Genomic DNA, 15,043 nt, shown 5'->3' with positions numbered 1-15,043 from the left:
TTCCAATCTTTCGATTCAGGAGACAGCCATGAAGACTGCCCACGATCTGGTCGAAGAGGCCAAGAAAACTATCCAGGAAGTTTCACTGAACCAGGCGGACGAGGCGATCAAGCAGGCGGACGTGTTGCTGGATGTGCGGGATCCGGATGAATACCGCGCCAGTCACATACCGGGAGCCACAAACATTTCCCGCGGCATGCTTGAATTCAAGTTCACCAACGATCCCGCGCTGGAAAGCCGGGACATGAAGATTGTGGTTTACTGTAAGACCTCAGGCCGCGCAGCCCTGAGCGCCAGGGCATTGAAGGAGATGGGCTATCGGCATGTTCAGTCCATTGAGGGCGGTTTCGATGCCTGGGAAGAGGCAGGCAAAGATGTCGTCAAGCCAGACCTACCTTCATTCGATTAATCCGTCCGGCTTACAGACAACAGGCCTTGTATTTCTTCCCACTGCCGCATGGACAGGGTTCGTTGCGCCCGGGTTTTAGCTGGCCCTCGCTGGTATTACCGTTGACGTAATACCAGCGCTCGTCCTCTCTCAGGAAGTCCGATTTTTCTTCCAGGTAACCCCAACCGGTTCCAGCCTTGTAAATCGCCTGAAAATGGACGCTACCGGAATCACCGGTCTGGCTACTATCGAGAATACGTAATGATGCCCAATCCGGTGAATCCTCAAGGCTCAGCATGGCCGGGCAGGTTCGGGTGTGCCAGGTAGCAAGCACATAGTCGGTCAGCCTCAAGACAAAGGCACTGTACCGGGACCGCATCAAGGCTTCCGGCGTCGGGGCAGGTTGGCCCAGGTGATACGGCTCGCAGCAGTCAGCGTAGGGTTTTCGGCTACCGCAATGGCAGTGTTGAGTATCAGGCTGTTGTGTCATTGGACGTCGTTTTTTCAGTTATGATCGGGTGTTGGCAGTGTATCAGCATCGCTCAGTCCTTACTCTCAACCATGTGGTGATTCACTTTGACGGATGTTTCCCTGTTACAGATTCTTCTGGCCAATCTTGCGATGCTCGCAGGTGCCTGCCTTCAGGGCGTGGCTGGGTATGGTATCGGCACACTTTCCGCACCCTTGCTGTTTCTGATCAGCCCATTATTTGTTCCGGCACCTTTAATTCTGAATGCCCTGTTGCTGACAATGCTCATGCTGGCCCGGAACCATGGTGCCTTGCAGGTGCGGGAAGTTCGTTTCGCGATTGGTGGAGGAGTCCTGGGTACCATTCTGGCAGGACTAACCTTGCTGGTACTTTCCTCGAAGGGCTTTGAGCTGATTTTCGGAGTTCTGATTCTTGCCGGCGTTGCCCTGAGCATTGGCGGACTGAAGCCGAAACTGAACGCCCGAAATAGTATTATTGCAGGTGCAGCCTCAACTTACATGGGGACCATTACCGCGGTAGGCGGCCCACCCATTGCCATGATTTATCAAAATGAGAAAGGCCCGCTGGTACGGGCCAATATGTCCGCGTTCTTTCTGGTTGCCAGTTTTTTCAGTTTGGCGGCCCTGTTGGCGTCTGGCTATCTCGGCATGCGGGAACTAAGCCTGTTCGCATTAACTTTTCCGGGAGTACTGGCCGGTTTCTGGTTTTCAGGCCAGCTGGTCAACCGTATGCCTTTTGAAGGACTGCGGCCGGTTATACTTGGCATTGCCGCGATAGCCGGCATGGCCGCACTGATTCGAGGGCTCGCATCCCTCTAAAATCTGAGCACTATTTAACCAGATTTTGCAATTTATAACGTTTTCATCCGGCCACATAATGTGACAATCACTTGGTGTCTGTTTCAGGAATCACAGGATAGTGACTATGAGCAATGCTCATAAAGACCTTGTCGAAACACGGATCGATGTAGCGGAACTTGCCATTGGCATGCATGTCATTCGTCTGGATAAACCTTGGGAAGACAGCGACTTTCTACTTCAGGGATTTGTGATTCGCCATGAGTCCGAGATCCACGCGATCCAGTCCCAGTGCAATTTTGTAACCATTGAAGGGCAGGTTGATGCCCAGCCCCACCCCAGGTCCGGGCCCTCGTCCTCCCCTCGTGGCCGTGGCTTGCTTGGCTTATTCAAACGCAATAAAAAGCAGCCGCCGTCAGAACCCGGTTCTCCACAACATGTCCCTCGTAGACGCGTCACATATATCAATAAGGTGGACGCGGGCAGCGAGATGACAAACGCCGTTATGCAGTTTAAGGAGGCCCAGCAGACCGCTAAATCAATTATGTCCGGTCTTCGTGTCGGCCGTACGCTGGACCTGAATAATGCTCGTGCCGTGGTAAACAATTGCGTCGACAGTGTATTGTGTAATGAAAACGCGCTCCTGCTACTGACCAAAATCAAAAATCAGGACGAGTACACCGCTGAACACTGCATTAACGTTTCAATTCTCGCGGCAGCGTTTGGCAAGCACGAGGGGTTGCTTGAAGGAGAGATTCGCAACCTTGCACTCTGTGGACTGTTGCATGATGTGGGCAAGACGCAGATTCCGGACGAGGTTCTCAACAAACCCGGCGCCCTCACTCCGGACGAATTCGGCGTTATGCGCCAGCACACGACCCATGGCCGCACTATTCTGATGGGCACCAGCAGCTCCCTCAACACGGCAGTGGACGTTGCTTACAGCCATCATGAACGCATGGATGGCGCTGGCTATCCTCGCGGGCTTCAGGCCCACCAGATCCCCTATTTTGCCAAAATCATTGGGCTGGTAGACACCTACGACGCAATCACCAGCACACGGGTCTACGATACAGGCCGTGCCTCCATGCAGGCGCTGGAGGTCATCCACAAACACCGGGGCTCTCAGTTCGATGGCGAGCTGGCTGATGCGTTCATCCAGATGATCGGTATCTATCCACCCGGCTCCATTGTCGAGATGAAGAACGGTGAAGTGGCAATCGTTATGGAGAGCGACCCTTACCAAAAACTAAAACCGAAAGTACTGCTGGTCCGCGAAGCTGATAAGACGATCAAGGAGTCCTACCAGTCGCTGGACCTGAAAGCATCTCCGCTGGACGCAGCTGGCAATAGCTATCAGATTTCACGGGAAGTGCCGGACGGTATGTACGATATTACCCTGCAAGACTTCGTGAATGAGGGCCTGATCGGCACTACACCAACACCCCCGAAAAACGAAACATAGGCCAGGCAAGCCTGTTCCCGCATTTCTGAGGATTACTTCGGGAGCTTGGTGACGGCCATGGTCAGCCGGGAGATGCATGTAGTCTTGCCCTGCTCACTCTCCAACCGGATTTCCCAAACCTGGGTGGCACTGCCAATATGGATGGCTTTTGCAGTTCCGTAGACCCACCCCTTGCTGACGGGCCGAATGTGGTTTGCATTGATATCCAGCCCCACTGCCACTGTACTGGGATCTTTCAGGCAGCAGTTAGCGGCCATGCTCCCCAACGTCTCTGCCAATAACACTGAAGCGCCGCCGTGGAGTATGCCGAACGGCTGCACTGTGCGCTCATCCACCGGCATACGGCCTTTGACGTAATCATCACCAATTTCCAGATACTCAATGCCCATGTGCGTTACGGCCGTGTTCTTACTGGATTCAACCAAATGGTCCAGGTCGGGCTTGCGGGTCCAGATTGACATACTGAGTCCTCTGCTAACGGTTAGCTCATAAGTAAATACCGGAGTGTATACCGTTAGCTAGCAAACAACCATATCGTGCTTTCAAGGACTTAGCGACCGGCTAGCGATCGCAGGAGGGCGCCACAATCGCTTTTGCCAGGTCTCCCGACGCCATGGGGCGTCCAAAGCAATAACCCTGAAATCGCTGGCAGCCCAGTTCAACGAGATAATCAAAATGCTGGAGGGTTTCAACCCCTTCGGCAACAACAGAAAGATTCATGGCGTCCGCCAGCGCGATGATCATTCGGGCTATGGCAGCGTCATTCTGATCATCGAGAATGTCGCGTACAAAACCCTGGTCTATTTTCAGTTCATCCAGCGATAGCTGCTTGAGGTAGCCCAGCGAAGAGTAACCGGTGCCAAAGTCGTCCAGAGATACCCGCACACCCAGCCGCCTCAACGTACGGATAATCTGCTCAACCTTAACCAGATCATAGGCAAGCGCGCTTTCTGTGACTTCGATTTTCAGTTTTTCTGCCGGTGCGCCGGTGCGCCGCAGGATGTCCATGACAGAGATCAGGAAGCCAGCCTGGTGAAACTGACGGGCACTTACATTCACAGAAATGGTTAGTTCCGACAGGGGGACAGGCTCCAAACTCCAGGACGCCAACTGATTGCACGCGTCTTCCAAAACCCAGAGACCAATCGACTCAATCAGCCCCGTCTCCTCGGCCAAAGGGATAAAGCTGGCTGGCGCGACCATACCTCGCCTTGGGCAATCCCAGCGAATCAGTGCCTCCGCGCCAACGGGCGTGCCCGCCCCATCGACCTGAACCTGGTAGTGCAGCAGGAACTCATTGTCTCTGATGGCTTTCCTCAGGTCTGACTCAAGAGCCAGTCGCTCGGTAACCAGTTCCTGCATCTCGGAATCGAAGAAACGGATCCGGTTTTTCCCGTCCTCTTTGGCCCGGAACATTGCCATATCGGCCTGCCTCAGCAGCTCTTCCAGCGCCATGTCGTGATCAAAGAACAGGGTTACGCCAATACTGGGTGTCCCAACGTATTCTGTCTCTTCAAGTTGGTACGGCTGGTTGAGTTCATCCCGTATTTTTTCGCAGACTTTTTCCAGCTGGCTTGCCGCTTTTTTCGGATCAGAAGCAAATCCCCTGAGCACAAGAACAAATTCATCACCACCAATGCGGGCAACCGTGTCCCAATCCCTGACAATACCCTGAAGGCGCGCTCCAACCTGTTTGAGCAACTGGTCACCAACGACGTGTCCGGCAGAATCATTTATCGTCTTGAAATTATCCAGATCGATAAAAACAAGCCCGCCATGAGTCTTTTCCCGATGGCTCACGGCCAGCGCCTGAGCCAGGCGGTCTCTGAGTAGCCGCCTATTGGGAAGACCGGTCAGAGAATCGTAAAAGGCGAGCCGGGCTATCTCCTCTTCAGCGGATTTTCGTTCGGTGATATCGGTGACGACCCCAATAAATACCTCTCCCGTTTCATCGGCCACCCGGGAAATCCGTGCCTCCCCGGGGAAGCTCTGGCCATTCTTTCGCAAGCCTTCCATTTCCCTGGGCACTCTCAGTGGTTCCTGGCCCCGCAGGGACATCAGGATGCCAGACTGATGATCTCTTACTGGCTCAGGCATCAGCATCCCGATACATTCCCCAATGACCTCGGAGGCCCGGTATCCGAAAATGAACTCAGCAGATGAATTGAACGTCTGAATCAGGCCCTCTGAGTCCGTTGTTATTACACCGTCTGCAATATTATCCAGAATCGCCCGTGTTTGCCCGGCTTGTTCCTGAACCCTGCGGGCAATGCGTTTTTGTTCTGTAATATCGTAAAAATAGCCATGCCAGAGGGTACTGTCGTCCGCCAGCTTTTTCGGAACGGCCTTCACCTCGATCCAGATAACATCCGAGCGGTGGTTTACTGCCTGAAATCCCATATGGATGGGAGACAGCCCGCTCCGGGATTTTTCAATTTCACCATAAAAGCCGTCCTGGTCGTTTTCATGAATCCGGGCCAGAAGCGCGGCTCCATCGTCCGCCAGCAAAGAAGGATCCAGACCAAACATCTCCTCCACACCGACACTTATAAACGGAAAGGTTACGGACCCATCCGCAAACATACGGAACTGAAAGACGACACCCGGAAACTGATCGGCAAATGTAATCAGGCTCTGATAGAGCATGTCACTGGCCTCGGATGCGACCTTTCGATGCACCGCCGCAGACAATAAATCGCCGCATCGTTTAAACGCAGTCACGGCAGCTTCCGAGGCCTCAAACGACTCACTGAGTGAATCGACCCCGAAAAAGCCGATAACATCGCCATCCATTTTCAGCGCAACCAGAACCAGGGAACGGATATCCTGCCGCTCAAACTCTTGCTTCTCAGCGAACGCCTCCTCCCCCAGGTCACTGACATCAGGAATGACAACAACCTTATGGATGGGTAGTTGTTCTTTCAGCCACGGGAAAACAGACAGCGGGAGATCCTGAACAGCATCTCGTTGCGGGATAACACCGGGTGCGCACCACTCATGGGTGTTACTGAGTGTTCGGGTATTGCGATCGATAAGGAAAAGGTAGCTTCGGTGGCCACCAACCGCCAAGCCGACTTTACGAAGGAACCGGTCAATGGCCGGGTCGATCCCCGCGCTAGAAATCTCCGCAAAACTCAGCGCGAGGTTAATCAGCAAGTCATCATCCAGTTCCAGCATCTAACGCACTTCCATGGACGGATTTTATTTTCAAACTAACGGTATGGCCCAGAACTGCTATACGTGGCGATAGAACCAATGGTTCATTAATGGTCGGCAGCGTGAAGTTTCAGGGTTCCGCCTTGCTCCTTCGCTACAAAACCGGAACCAGCTCTCCTGATTGCCATCCTAACCGCCCGGTTCCCGTTATCTGCCTGCGCATGCCAGGTACCGGACGGATCATGAAAAGATCCCCATTGCGGCCGACCAGCGCTTTGGGCACACCCCACCGTTTGGCAATGTCAGCATGGGTTTCCATGTGCTCGGCCTCTCCATGCACGGGGATCGCAATTTTCGGCTGAACCCACTGGTACATGGCCTGGAGTTCATCCTGGGCGGGGTGGCCGGAAGCGTGAATGGGAACCGCAGCGTCCTCGGCGGTTATCACAGCCACACCCATTGTTCTGAGTTTGCTGATCAGCATCTCGATGGCCTCCTCGTTGCCGGGAATAGCCCGGGCGCTGAAGATGACCGTGTCACCCGCTTCCAGCTCAAAATCCGGATGACTACCGGCGGCTAACCGGCGCAGGGCGGTACGCGGTTCGCCCTGACTCCCCGTTGCCACCGCCAACACTTCTTCCCTTGGCAGGTACCCCAGATGGGAAGGGTTAATAAGTTCATCCGCAGCATCCCACAAACCGGCGGCCCGAGCAGCACCACTCATGTTAATCAGCGAGCGCCCCAGCAACCCCATGTAGCGGCCGGTTTCCCGGGCGATCCGGCCAAGGGTGTGCAGGCGGGCGATGTTGCTGCCAAAGCAGGTGACAACAACACGGCCTTCCGCTGCTTTGATCGCATTCATCAAACCGTCGTGCAGGGCGGCTTCAGAGATGGAATGTCCGGCCACCGTCGCATTGGTGGAATCACAGACCATGGCATCCACACCCTCTTCCGCCAGATCAGTAAATGTCTTGCGAGAGTAGCCGTGACCCACCAGCGGCTGGTCGTCCAGTTTCCAGTCACCACTGTGGAAAATATTGCCGATGTCCGTTCGAATCATCAGAGCGTTGGGGTCGGGAATGGAATGGGTCAGTGCCAGCCACTGAACACTGAAAGGGCCAATCTGCCTGCTGTCTCCGGTATCCACCACGATGATCGGCACCCGGTGCAGCAACCCAAATTCTGCCAGCTTCCGGCGCAGTATTTCAGCTGTAAAACGGCTGGTGTAAACCGGGCACTGCAACAGGGGCCAGAGGTAGGGCACGGCCCCGACATGGTCTTCATGGGCATGGGTAATTATCAGTCCAGCCAGCTGTTCACGCCGGTCGGCGATAAACGCCGGATCCGCCATCTGCACTGGCGGCTCACCACGATGATGCACGGAACCATCTGCCGCAAGGCGCCCGGGCTTTGGAAAGGTGACACCGCAATCCACCATCAACCACTGACCATCATGGCCGTAAAGATTGAGATTCATACCGATTTCACCGGTACCACCCAGGGGTAAAAACCAGAGGTCGTTATGGTCAGGGGTCATGGAGCAGGTCGTTCCATGTATTTCAGAACAAGGTCCTCATAAATGCCTTCCATTTCAATCAGTTTCAACGCAGCCCGGATGTCATCCGCGTAGGCCGCCACGGGAGAGGATTTGGCAACGGCAATATAGGAACGTTTACCCGGCACAAAGAAAGGAGAGACGGTTACGTCCATGTCCAGCGCATTAATTGTGTATTTGCCTACGAGCTCTGGCGCAATGACAAGGTCCACGCGACCTTTCTGCAACATGAGCATCAGGTTCTTATACCGCGGTGCGGACTCCTTTGTGAGTTGCTCGTCTCGATCAAACCGGGAAAAGTAGCTGGCGCCCTCCAATACTCCGATACGTTTTCCATAAAGGTCAGAGTAACGCTCAATACGATTAGCCTCGTCAGCATAGAAAAACAGCCGGCGCTCAGGCGGAAAAGCCGGCACTACAAATTCCATCATTTTTTTCCGCTCGTTGGTCTGAAGTGGGCCCAACATTACGTCGACTTCGCCAAGCCGCATCATGCGGAGAACACGCCGAAAGGGGGCTTCCCGATAATGCACCTTCCAGCCAAGCCGCGCTGAAATCTCCTCAAAAATGTCTACGTAAAGTCCCGTACGCTGACCATTCTCAAGAATCCGGTATGGCGGTGCATGGTTGGCGCCGACGGTAACCGTCAGCGGTTCAACGGTCTCCGTACCCTGCTGTGCGGTGGCGGGCAGCGCCACCAGCAGCATCAGGAGCATTCCCATTACTCTCATCCCTACTACCCTTCCCGTATCCCTGGATCCAAAATGCATCGTAGCCAACTGCAGCAAGTATAGCTGCTGTCAGATCTGTCGCGGTCCAATCTGCGTATGAACAAGGTTGAATTCATACGATCGCGGCACAAGCTTCTCTGACAGAGACAATTGAAACGTGCCATTCATTCGTCAATCAAAAAGGACAGACACCCTATGAAAATTCTCATGGTTCTGACTTCCCATGACCAGATGGGCGATACTGGTCACAAAACCGGCTTCTGGCTGGAAGAATTTACCGCGCCTTATTACGTATTCAAGGATGCGGGCGCAGACATAACTCTCGCTTCCCCAAAAGGCGGCCAGCCGCCCGTTGATCCGAACAGCGAGGCAGAAGGGGCGCTGACGGAAACGACTCATCGGTTCCAGAATGATGCTCATGGGAAAGAGGCGCTCGCCAGCACGAAAAAACTGAGCGACGTGGACATGAACGACTACGACGCCATCTTCTATCCCGGCGGCCATGGCCCGTTGTGGGACCTGGTCAACGACAAGAAATCCGCTGCCCTGATCAAGGCGGCCTACGAGCAGGACAAGGTCATCGGTGCCGTATGCCACGCGCCCGCAGTCTTCCGGGACGTGGAGGTGAAACCTGGCCAGAATCTGGTTGGCGGTCGCAACGTGACTGGCTTCAGCAACAGCGAAGAAGAGGTTGTGGGCCTGACCAATGTGGTGCCGTTCCTGCTTGAGGACATGCTCAAGGAGAAAACGGGTTCCTACTCCTGCGGTGACGACTTCACGCCGCACATTGTGGTCGATGGCAAACTGATCACCGGCCAGAACCCGCCCTCCTCGGAAGGCACTGCGAAGGCCGTTGTACAAGCCTTGCAAGAGGGCTGATCAGCCTTCCTGAACCTGCTCCCCGGCGTGACTGATGAGTACGCCGGGAGCACTTCTCTCAAGAAGCCCCCGAATTCGCTCTGGCACCGCTACCTTAACCATCTCCGAAGCCTGTATCATCACATAGGTGATGTCGGCATCCGCAATCAATGCTTCCTCACCGTACCGATAGAACTCGATATGTAACGTGAACGAGGTATTGCCTATCCGCCCTGGCCGGATGCGAGCTTCCAGCACATCATCAAACTTCGCCGGCGCTTTCCAGTTCACAGTCAGGCTGACAACCTGGATATCCAGGTCCTGGTCCAGCAAATGCTGGTAGTCGCCGAACAGGGTACGGATGTATTCGTTGACGGAGACATCCACAAAATCGGCATAGCGTGCATTGAACACCACGCTCTGGGCATCACATTCACCATAGCGAACGCGGAAACGAAAGCGGAATGGCAATGCGGTATCCATAAAACTCCTTAATTAATCTCCTGCTATGTGATCAACAGCATCTCACATTCTGTGCTAACGTTTTCAGGAATACTCCGAAAGGCTGACCATTTACATGAGCAATCCGAAGCACACACTTTTCTGGATGACAATTTTCCTGGCGGTCGTCGCTGTCGTAGGCGTGCTGATCCACAAGCCGCTGATGACTGCGTTCATGGCCAACTGGGTATTTAACCTGCTGATTGTCGGGGTCCTGATCGTCGGCATCGGGCTAACTTACCGTCAGGTTTTCGTGCTCTTCCCGGAGTTGCGCTGGATTGCCCAGTTCCGAACCGGGCACTCCGGACTCTCGGTTCTGCAGGAACCACGTCTGCTCAAGCCCCTTGCTCGTCAGCTCGGGGAAGAGTCCAAGCGCGACCGTTTCAAGCTTTCTACCCTCTCCTTGCGAACGGTTCTGGACGGCATTCACTCACGAATGGACGAACAGCGGGAAATTACCCGTTATTTCATTAGCCTGCTGGTGTTTCTCGGGTTGCTGGGCACCTTCTGGGGGCTATTGGGCACAATCAATGCCGTTGGCGAAGTCATTACCAATCTGGATATGGGCCAGGGCGACTTCGGCAAGGTGTTTGCCGATCTTCAGGCCGGGCTGTTATCACCGTTGCAGGGTATGGGCACGGCATTCAGCTCCTCCCTCCTGGGTCTCGGCGGTTCGCTTATTCTGGGCTTTCTCGATATCCAGGCGGGCCACGCCCAGAACCGCTTTTATGACGGCCTGGAAGAGTGGCTCACCGGTGTAACCAACCTCCTCGACACCGTCGACGAAGGCAGCAGCCAGTCAGTGGCCGTCCGCGAAGACATGACTGAGCTACTGGAAGAGAACGAACGGCTGAAGAATCAACTTGCGGGCAAGGAATAACCCCATGGGCAGAGCAATGGATAATCACCCATGATCGGATCCAAGCGCCGCAGTCGCAGCAGCACCAATGTCTGGCCGGGTTACGTGGATGCTTTATCGGCATTGCTGATGCTGGTGATCTTCATGCTTCTGGTGTACGTCGTCAGTCAGCTTTACCTGTCCCAGACACTGTCAGACCGAAACTCCGAACTGGCCCGCCTGAACCAGCGCCTGAATGAGATCTCGCAATTACTGGGACTGGAGCAAAGTAAATCCGAGGCACTGGAGCAACAGCTCAGCGCAGGTCAGAACCGCAATAATGAGTTGCAACAACGGCTGGAAGTCACCCGCAACCAGTTAATGCAGCAAACAGCCACAGCGGAGGCCCAGTCCGAGCGGCTGGCAAATTTGACCGAAGCGGCGTCGGAGAAGGACGAACTATCCGCCAGCCAGCAGTCCATGATCCTGCGGCTGTCCAACCAGATTGCCTCGCTCCAGGAGCAACTGAGGCAGATCACCAAGGCCCTGAAACTACAGGAACAGCTAACGGCGGAGAAAGAAGGTGAACTGGAGAATGTCAGCCGCCGCCTCAACACCCTGCTGGCCGAACGGGTCAATCAACTGGAACAATACCAGTCTGAATTCTTTTCCCGGCTACGGGATATTCTGGCTACCAATGAGAACATCCGTGTTGTTGGCGATCGTTTCCTGCTGCCCTCGGAATTGCTGTTTGCTTCCGGTTCGGCACAGCTCGGGGCTGACGGCAAAGGAGAACTCGACAAGCTGGCTCAAGTGCTGCTGGATGTAGTGGACTCCATTCCCGACGATCTTGACTGGATTCTGCGGATCGACGGTCACACCGACCTGATCCCGATTAACACACCACAATTCCCGTCCAACTGGGAGCTTTCAACAGCCCGGGCGGTGGCGGTGGTCCGCTACCTGGCGGAACAGGGTGTGCCCGAGCGGCGCATGGTTGCCGCCGGCTTTGGTGAATTCTTCCCGGTCGCCGATGGTACGTCGCCAGAAGCCCTTCAGAAAAACCGGAGAATCGAATTGAAGCTTACGGACCGATAGTGCCCAGAAAGGGATTGGCGCCCTTCGTTTAGGGCACTCCCGAATACCCACTGGGCGAGAACTCGAGAAGGCGGGAAGAGCAAGCCAGCAGGCGCTGACCTGCTCCGTCCGCACTCAGAAGTGGATAACCGTCCGAATGCTCTTACCCTCGTGCATCAGGTCAAACGCCTTGTTGATGTCTTCCAGCGGCATTTCGTGGGTAATGAACACATCCAGCGGAATCTCACCTTTCTCGGCTTTTTCCACGTAGCCCGGCAGTTCGGTACGGCCTTTCACACCACCGAAGGCTGAACCACGCCAGACCCGACCGGTGACCAGCTGGAACGGACGGGTGCTGATTTCCTCCCCGGCACCGGCAACACCGATGATGGTGGATTCGCCCCAGCCCTTGTGACATGCCTCAAGCGCCGCACGCATCAGTTTCACATTGCCCACGCACTCGAAGGTGTAGTCGGCACCGCCGTCGGTCATCTCGACAATCACTTCCTGAATCGGCTTGTCGTAGTCGTTGGGATTGACCACATCGGTGGCACCCAGCTGTTTGGCAATGTCGAATTTGCCCGGGTTGATGTCGACGCCGATGATCCGGCCGGCTTTGGCCATCTTGGCACCGATGATGGCGGCCAGGCCGATGCCACCCAGACCGAAGATAGCGACGGTTGCACCCTCTTCAACCTTTGCCGTATTCAGCACCGCGCCGATGCCGGTGGTAACACCGCAACCGAGCAGACAGACCTTGTCCAGGGGGGCTTCCTTGGGGATCTTGGCGAGAGATACTTCGGGCAGCACAGTGAATTCGGAAAAGGTAGAGCACCCCATGTAGTGATAGATGGGTTCACCCTTGTAGCTGAAGCGGCTGGTGCCGTCCGGCATCACGCCCTTGCCCTGGGTTTCCCGCACCGAGCTACACAGATTGGTTTTGCCAGACGTGCAGAATTTGCAGGTGCCACACTCTGCGGTATACAGCGGGATTACGTGGTCGCCGACTTCCAGCGACGTTACGCCTTCACCCACGGCCTCAACAACACCACCACCTTCGTGGCCCAGGATCGCCGGGAAGTTGCCTTCAGAGTCGGCTCCAGAAAGGGTATAGGCATCGGTATGGCAGACACCGGTCGCGACTATGCGCACCAGGACCTCACCTTTTTTCGGCGGGGCAACATCAACTTCGACAACTTCCAGCGGTTTGTTGGGGGCAAACGCCACCGCGGCACGGGATTTGATCACGGGAAACTCCTCTTGGAAGGGATTACGGTTTTTTCGAATGCTGCGAGTTTGACTCATTCTAGACGACCGGTCTAATCTGGCAACCATGACGACGAACGACACGCGTAACCACATCATTCAGACAGGCGCTGACCTCATCGGCCATAAGGGCTTTGGTGCAACCGGCATCAATGGAATCCTGACCGCAGCTGGTGTGCCCAAGGGGTCGTTCTATCATTACTTTAGCAGCAAGAATGATTTCGGCCTCGCCGTCATCGACACGTTTGCCGAAGAGTATGATGCGAAACTTGACGGGATTCTCAATGACCGCAGCCGTGCCTGTGCCGACCGTCTCCGCGCTTACTTCGATACCGGCCTTGAAACCATGACCACGTGCGACTACACCCGCGGATGCCTGATTGGTAACCTCGGCCAGGAGTTGGCGGGTCAAAATGAGATGTTCCGCACCCGACTCGACAAGGTTTTTTCCGGCTGGGAAAAACGCTTCGAGCGCTGTATTGTCGAAGCCCAGGCAGACGGTGAAATCAAGGCTGATATTGATGCTTCGGATGCGGCCAGCTTTCTGTTGTCCGGCTGGGAGGGCGCGATCCTCAGGTCCAAGGTACTGAAATCCACCGAACCCATGGACCGGTTCGTACGCGTGTTTTTCAAACAGTGCCTTAACATCAACTAGATTTTTTTCGCCATCCGGCTAGTAGACTGGTCTAATTACAAACAGTTAATCCGAAAGGAGCAAGCTCCATGAGCAACCAACAGCAGAACGACCCACTGTTTCAACCATACTCGATGGGCGACCTTATCCTGCCCAACCGGGTACTGATGTCTCCCCTGACCCGAGCGCGCTCAAGCCAGCCCGGGGATATCCCGAACGACATGAATGCGTACTACTATCAGCAACGGGCCAGTGCGGGCCTGATTTTCAGTGAGGCAACTCAGGTCTCGCCTCAGGGCAAGGGCTATGCTTTCACACCGGGCATCCACTCCCGGGAACAGATTGAAGGCTGGAAAAAGGTCACCGGCGCGGTACACATGGCCGGCGGCCGTATCCACATGCAGCTATGGCACGTAGGCCGTATTTCCCATCCCGAACTGCAGCCAAACGGCAGCCAGCCTGTCGCACCCTCGGCCATCAAGCCGGAAGGTGCCAAGACTTTTATCAGTGCCGACTCCGGGATGATAGATGTCCCGGAGCCCCGGGCACTCGAAACCGAGGAAATGGCCGGTATCGTCGAGCAGTATCGCCAGGGGGCACTGAACGCCAGGGAAGCCGGGTTTGACGGCGTTGAAGTTCACGCCGCCAATGGCTACCTGCTGGACCAGTTCCTCAAGAGCGGCAGCAACCACCGCACCGATGAGTACGGCGGTTCTTTGGAAAACCGTCTACGCCTGCCTCTGATGGTGATTCAGGCCGTCATTGATGTGTGGGGCAAAGACAAGGTGGGCGTACGGATTGGCCCAACTGGCAGCTTCAACGCCATGTACGACGAAAACCCGATTGAAACCTTTGGCACCTTCGCAAGACACCTGAACGATCTGGGAATTGCCTATCTGGAAGTGGTTGAAGATTCATTCCAGGGCAATCATGCCAATGGTCGGCCGGAAGAAATCATTGATGCCATCCGTAACGTTTACAAAGGCACTTACATTGCCAACGGTGCCTACACCGCCGAGGAGGCTCGCGAGCGTATCAGCAAAAACCGCTGCGACCTGGTGACCTTCGGTCGTCCGTTTATCGCCAACCCGGATCTGCCGGAACGATTCCGCCAGAATGCGCCTCTGAACAAATGGGATGACAGCACCTTCTACGGTGGCGATGAACAGGGGTATACCGACTATCCGACACTGAAAGAACTCGAAGCCAGCGTCTGATACGGAACTTCCGGTTCCAGGAATTTGGCCGCCTCAGAACCTGAGGCCGTTCCGCCACCCGAAGTATCGG

At 55.1% G+C, this 15,043-nt stretch carries 15 protein-coding genes; 8 read left to right on the top strand and 7 right to left on the bottom strand.

What is annotated here, in order from left to right:
• The first annotated feature begins 28 nt into the window (after positions 1 to 28).
• On the top strand, positions 29 to 409 hold the full coding sequence (locus KFJ24_RS16905) for a rhodanese-like domain-containing protein (protein ID WP_250832301.1): 381 nt from the start codon (positions 29 to 31) through the stop codon (positions 407 to 409).
• Between the two features lie 10 nt (positions 410 to 419).
• Here the strand turns inward: KFJ24_RS16905 and KFJ24_RS16900 are convergent, their stop codons facing one another.
• Entirely contained in the window at positions 420 to 767 is a 348-nt protein-coding gene (locus tag KFJ24_RS16900) for a YchJ family metal-binding protein (RefSeq protein WP_250832300.1), read from the bottom strand.
• A 197-nt stretch (positions 768 to 964) separates the two neighbouring features.
• On the opposite strand from KFJ24_RS16900, the gene KFJ24_RS16895 reads away from it, so the two are divergent.
• Positions 965 to 1,696 (top strand): sulfite exporter TauE/SafE family protein, encoded by a 732-nt coding sequence (locus KFJ24_RS16895; RefSeq protein ID WP_250832299.1) that lies wholly within the window; start codon positions 965 to 967, stop codon positions 1,694 to 1,696.
• Between the two features lie 106 nt (positions 1,697 to 1,802).
• Positions 1,803 to 3,140 carry an HD-GYP domain-containing protein gene (locus KFJ24_RS16890; protein WP_250832297.1) on the top strand — a complete coding sequence of 446 codons (1,338 nt, stop codon included), beginning with the start codon at positions 1,803 to 1,805 and terminating at the stop codon, positions 3,138 to 3,140.
• A gap of 32 nt (positions 3,141 to 3,172) precedes the next feature.
• Here KFJ24_RS16890 and KFJ24_RS16885 read toward each other — a convergent pair whose 3' ends face one another.
• The 4 genes from KFJ24_RS16885 to KFJ24_RS16870 form a co-directional block, all read right to left on the bottom strand.
• Positions 3,173 to 3,601, bottom strand: coding sequence for a hotdog fold thioesterase (locus KFJ24_RS16885; protein WP_250832295.1), 429 nt, complete (start codon positions 3,599 to 3,601; stop codon positions 3,173 to 3,175).
• A 100-nt stretch (positions 3,602 to 3,701) separates the two neighbouring features.
• Positions 3,702 to 6,317 carry a sensor domain-containing phosphodiesterase gene (locus KFJ24_RS16880; RefSeq protein WP_250832294.1) on the bottom strand — a complete coding sequence of 872 codons (2,616 nt, stop codon included), beginning with the start codon at positions 6,315 to 6,317 and terminating at the stop codon, positions 3,702 to 3,704.
• Between the two features lie 133 nt (positions 6,318 to 6,450).
• Complete coding sequence (locus tag KFJ24_RS16875) at positions 6,451 to 7,833, bottom strand: ribonuclease J (RefSeq protein ID WP_250832293.1); 1,383 nt, start codon at positions 7,831 to 7,833, stop codon at positions 6,451 to 6,453.
• Positions 7,830 to 8,573 (bottom strand): substrate-binding periplasmic protein, encoded by a 744-nt coding sequence (locus KFJ24_RS16870; RefSeq protein ID WP_250832292.1) that lies wholly within the window; start codon positions 8,571 to 8,573, stop codon positions 7,830 to 7,832. The genes KFJ24_RS16875 and KFJ24_RS16870 overlap by 4 nt, the downstream gene beginning before the upstream one ends.
• Before the next feature lie 204 nt (positions 8,574 to 8,777).
• Between KFJ24_RS16870 and KFJ24_RS16865 the strand changes: the two genes are divergently transcribed.
• A complete protein-coding gene (locus KFJ24_RS16865) occupies positions 8,778 to 9,461 on the top strand; it encodes a type 1 glutamine amidotransferase domain-containing protein (protein ID WP_250832291.1) in 684 nt (227 codons plus the stop codon).
• Here the strand turns inward: KFJ24_RS16865 and KFJ24_RS16860 are convergent, their stop codons facing one another.
• Positions 9,462 to 9,923: an acyl-CoA thioesterase gene (locus tag KFJ24_RS16860; RefSeq protein ID WP_250832290.1), complete on the bottom strand. Its 462-nt coding sequence runs from the start codon at positions 9,921 to 9,923 to the stop codon at positions 9,462 to 9,464.
• Between the two features lie 94 nt (positions 9,924 to 10,017).
• Here KFJ24_RS16860 and KFJ24_RS16855 point away from each other — a divergent pair, with 94 nt between their 5' ends.
• Positions 10,018 to 10,821, top strand: coding sequence for a flagellar motor protein MotA (locus KFJ24_RS16855; RefSeq protein WP_250832289.1), 804 nt, complete (start codon positions 10,018 to 10,020; stop codon positions 10,819 to 10,821).
• A 30-nt stretch (positions 10,822 to 10,851) separates the two neighbouring features.
• A complete protein-coding gene (locus tag KFJ24_RS16850; RefSeq protein ID WP_250832288.1) occupies positions 10,852 to 11,877 on the top strand; it encodes a peptidoglycan -binding protein in 1,026 nt (341 codons plus the stop codon).
• 114 nt (positions 11,878 to 11,991) lie between these two features.
• On the opposite strand, the gene KFJ24_RS16845 is transcribed toward KFJ24_RS16850, so the two are convergent.
• Positions 11,992 to 13,104 (bottom strand): S-(hydroxymethyl)glutathione dehydrogenase/class III alcohol dehydrogenase, encoded by a 1,113-nt coding sequence (locus tag KFJ24_RS16845; protein ID WP_250832287.1) that lies wholly within the window; start codon positions 13,102 to 13,104, stop codon positions 11,992 to 11,994.
• An 85-nt stretch (positions 13,105 to 13,189) separates the two neighbouring features.
• Between KFJ24_RS16845 and KFJ24_RS16840 the strand changes: the two genes are divergently transcribed.
• On the top strand, positions 13,190 to 13,777 hold the full coding sequence (locus KFJ24_RS16840) for a TetR/AcrR family transcriptional regulator (RefSeq protein ID WP_250832286.1): 588 nt from the start codon (positions 13,190 to 13,192) through the stop codon (positions 13,775 to 13,777).
• Positions 13,778 to 13,845: 68 nt separating this feature from the next.
• Entirely contained in the window at positions 13,846 to 14,973 is a 1,128-nt protein-coding gene (locus KFJ24_RS16835; protein WP_250832285.1) for an alkene reductase, read from the top strand.
• The last annotated feature ends 70 nt before the right edge of the window (positions 14,974 to 15,043 follow it).

This window comes from Marinobacter sediminum (assembly GCF_023657445.1).
Taxonomy (GTDB): Bacteria; Pseudomonadota; Gammaproteobacteria; order Pseudomonadales; family Oleiphilaceae; genus Marinobacter; species Marinobacter sediminum_A.
The sequence above is the reverse complement of the archived record's forward strand: the minus strand, read 5'-3'. Positions and strand labels throughout refer to the sequence as shown.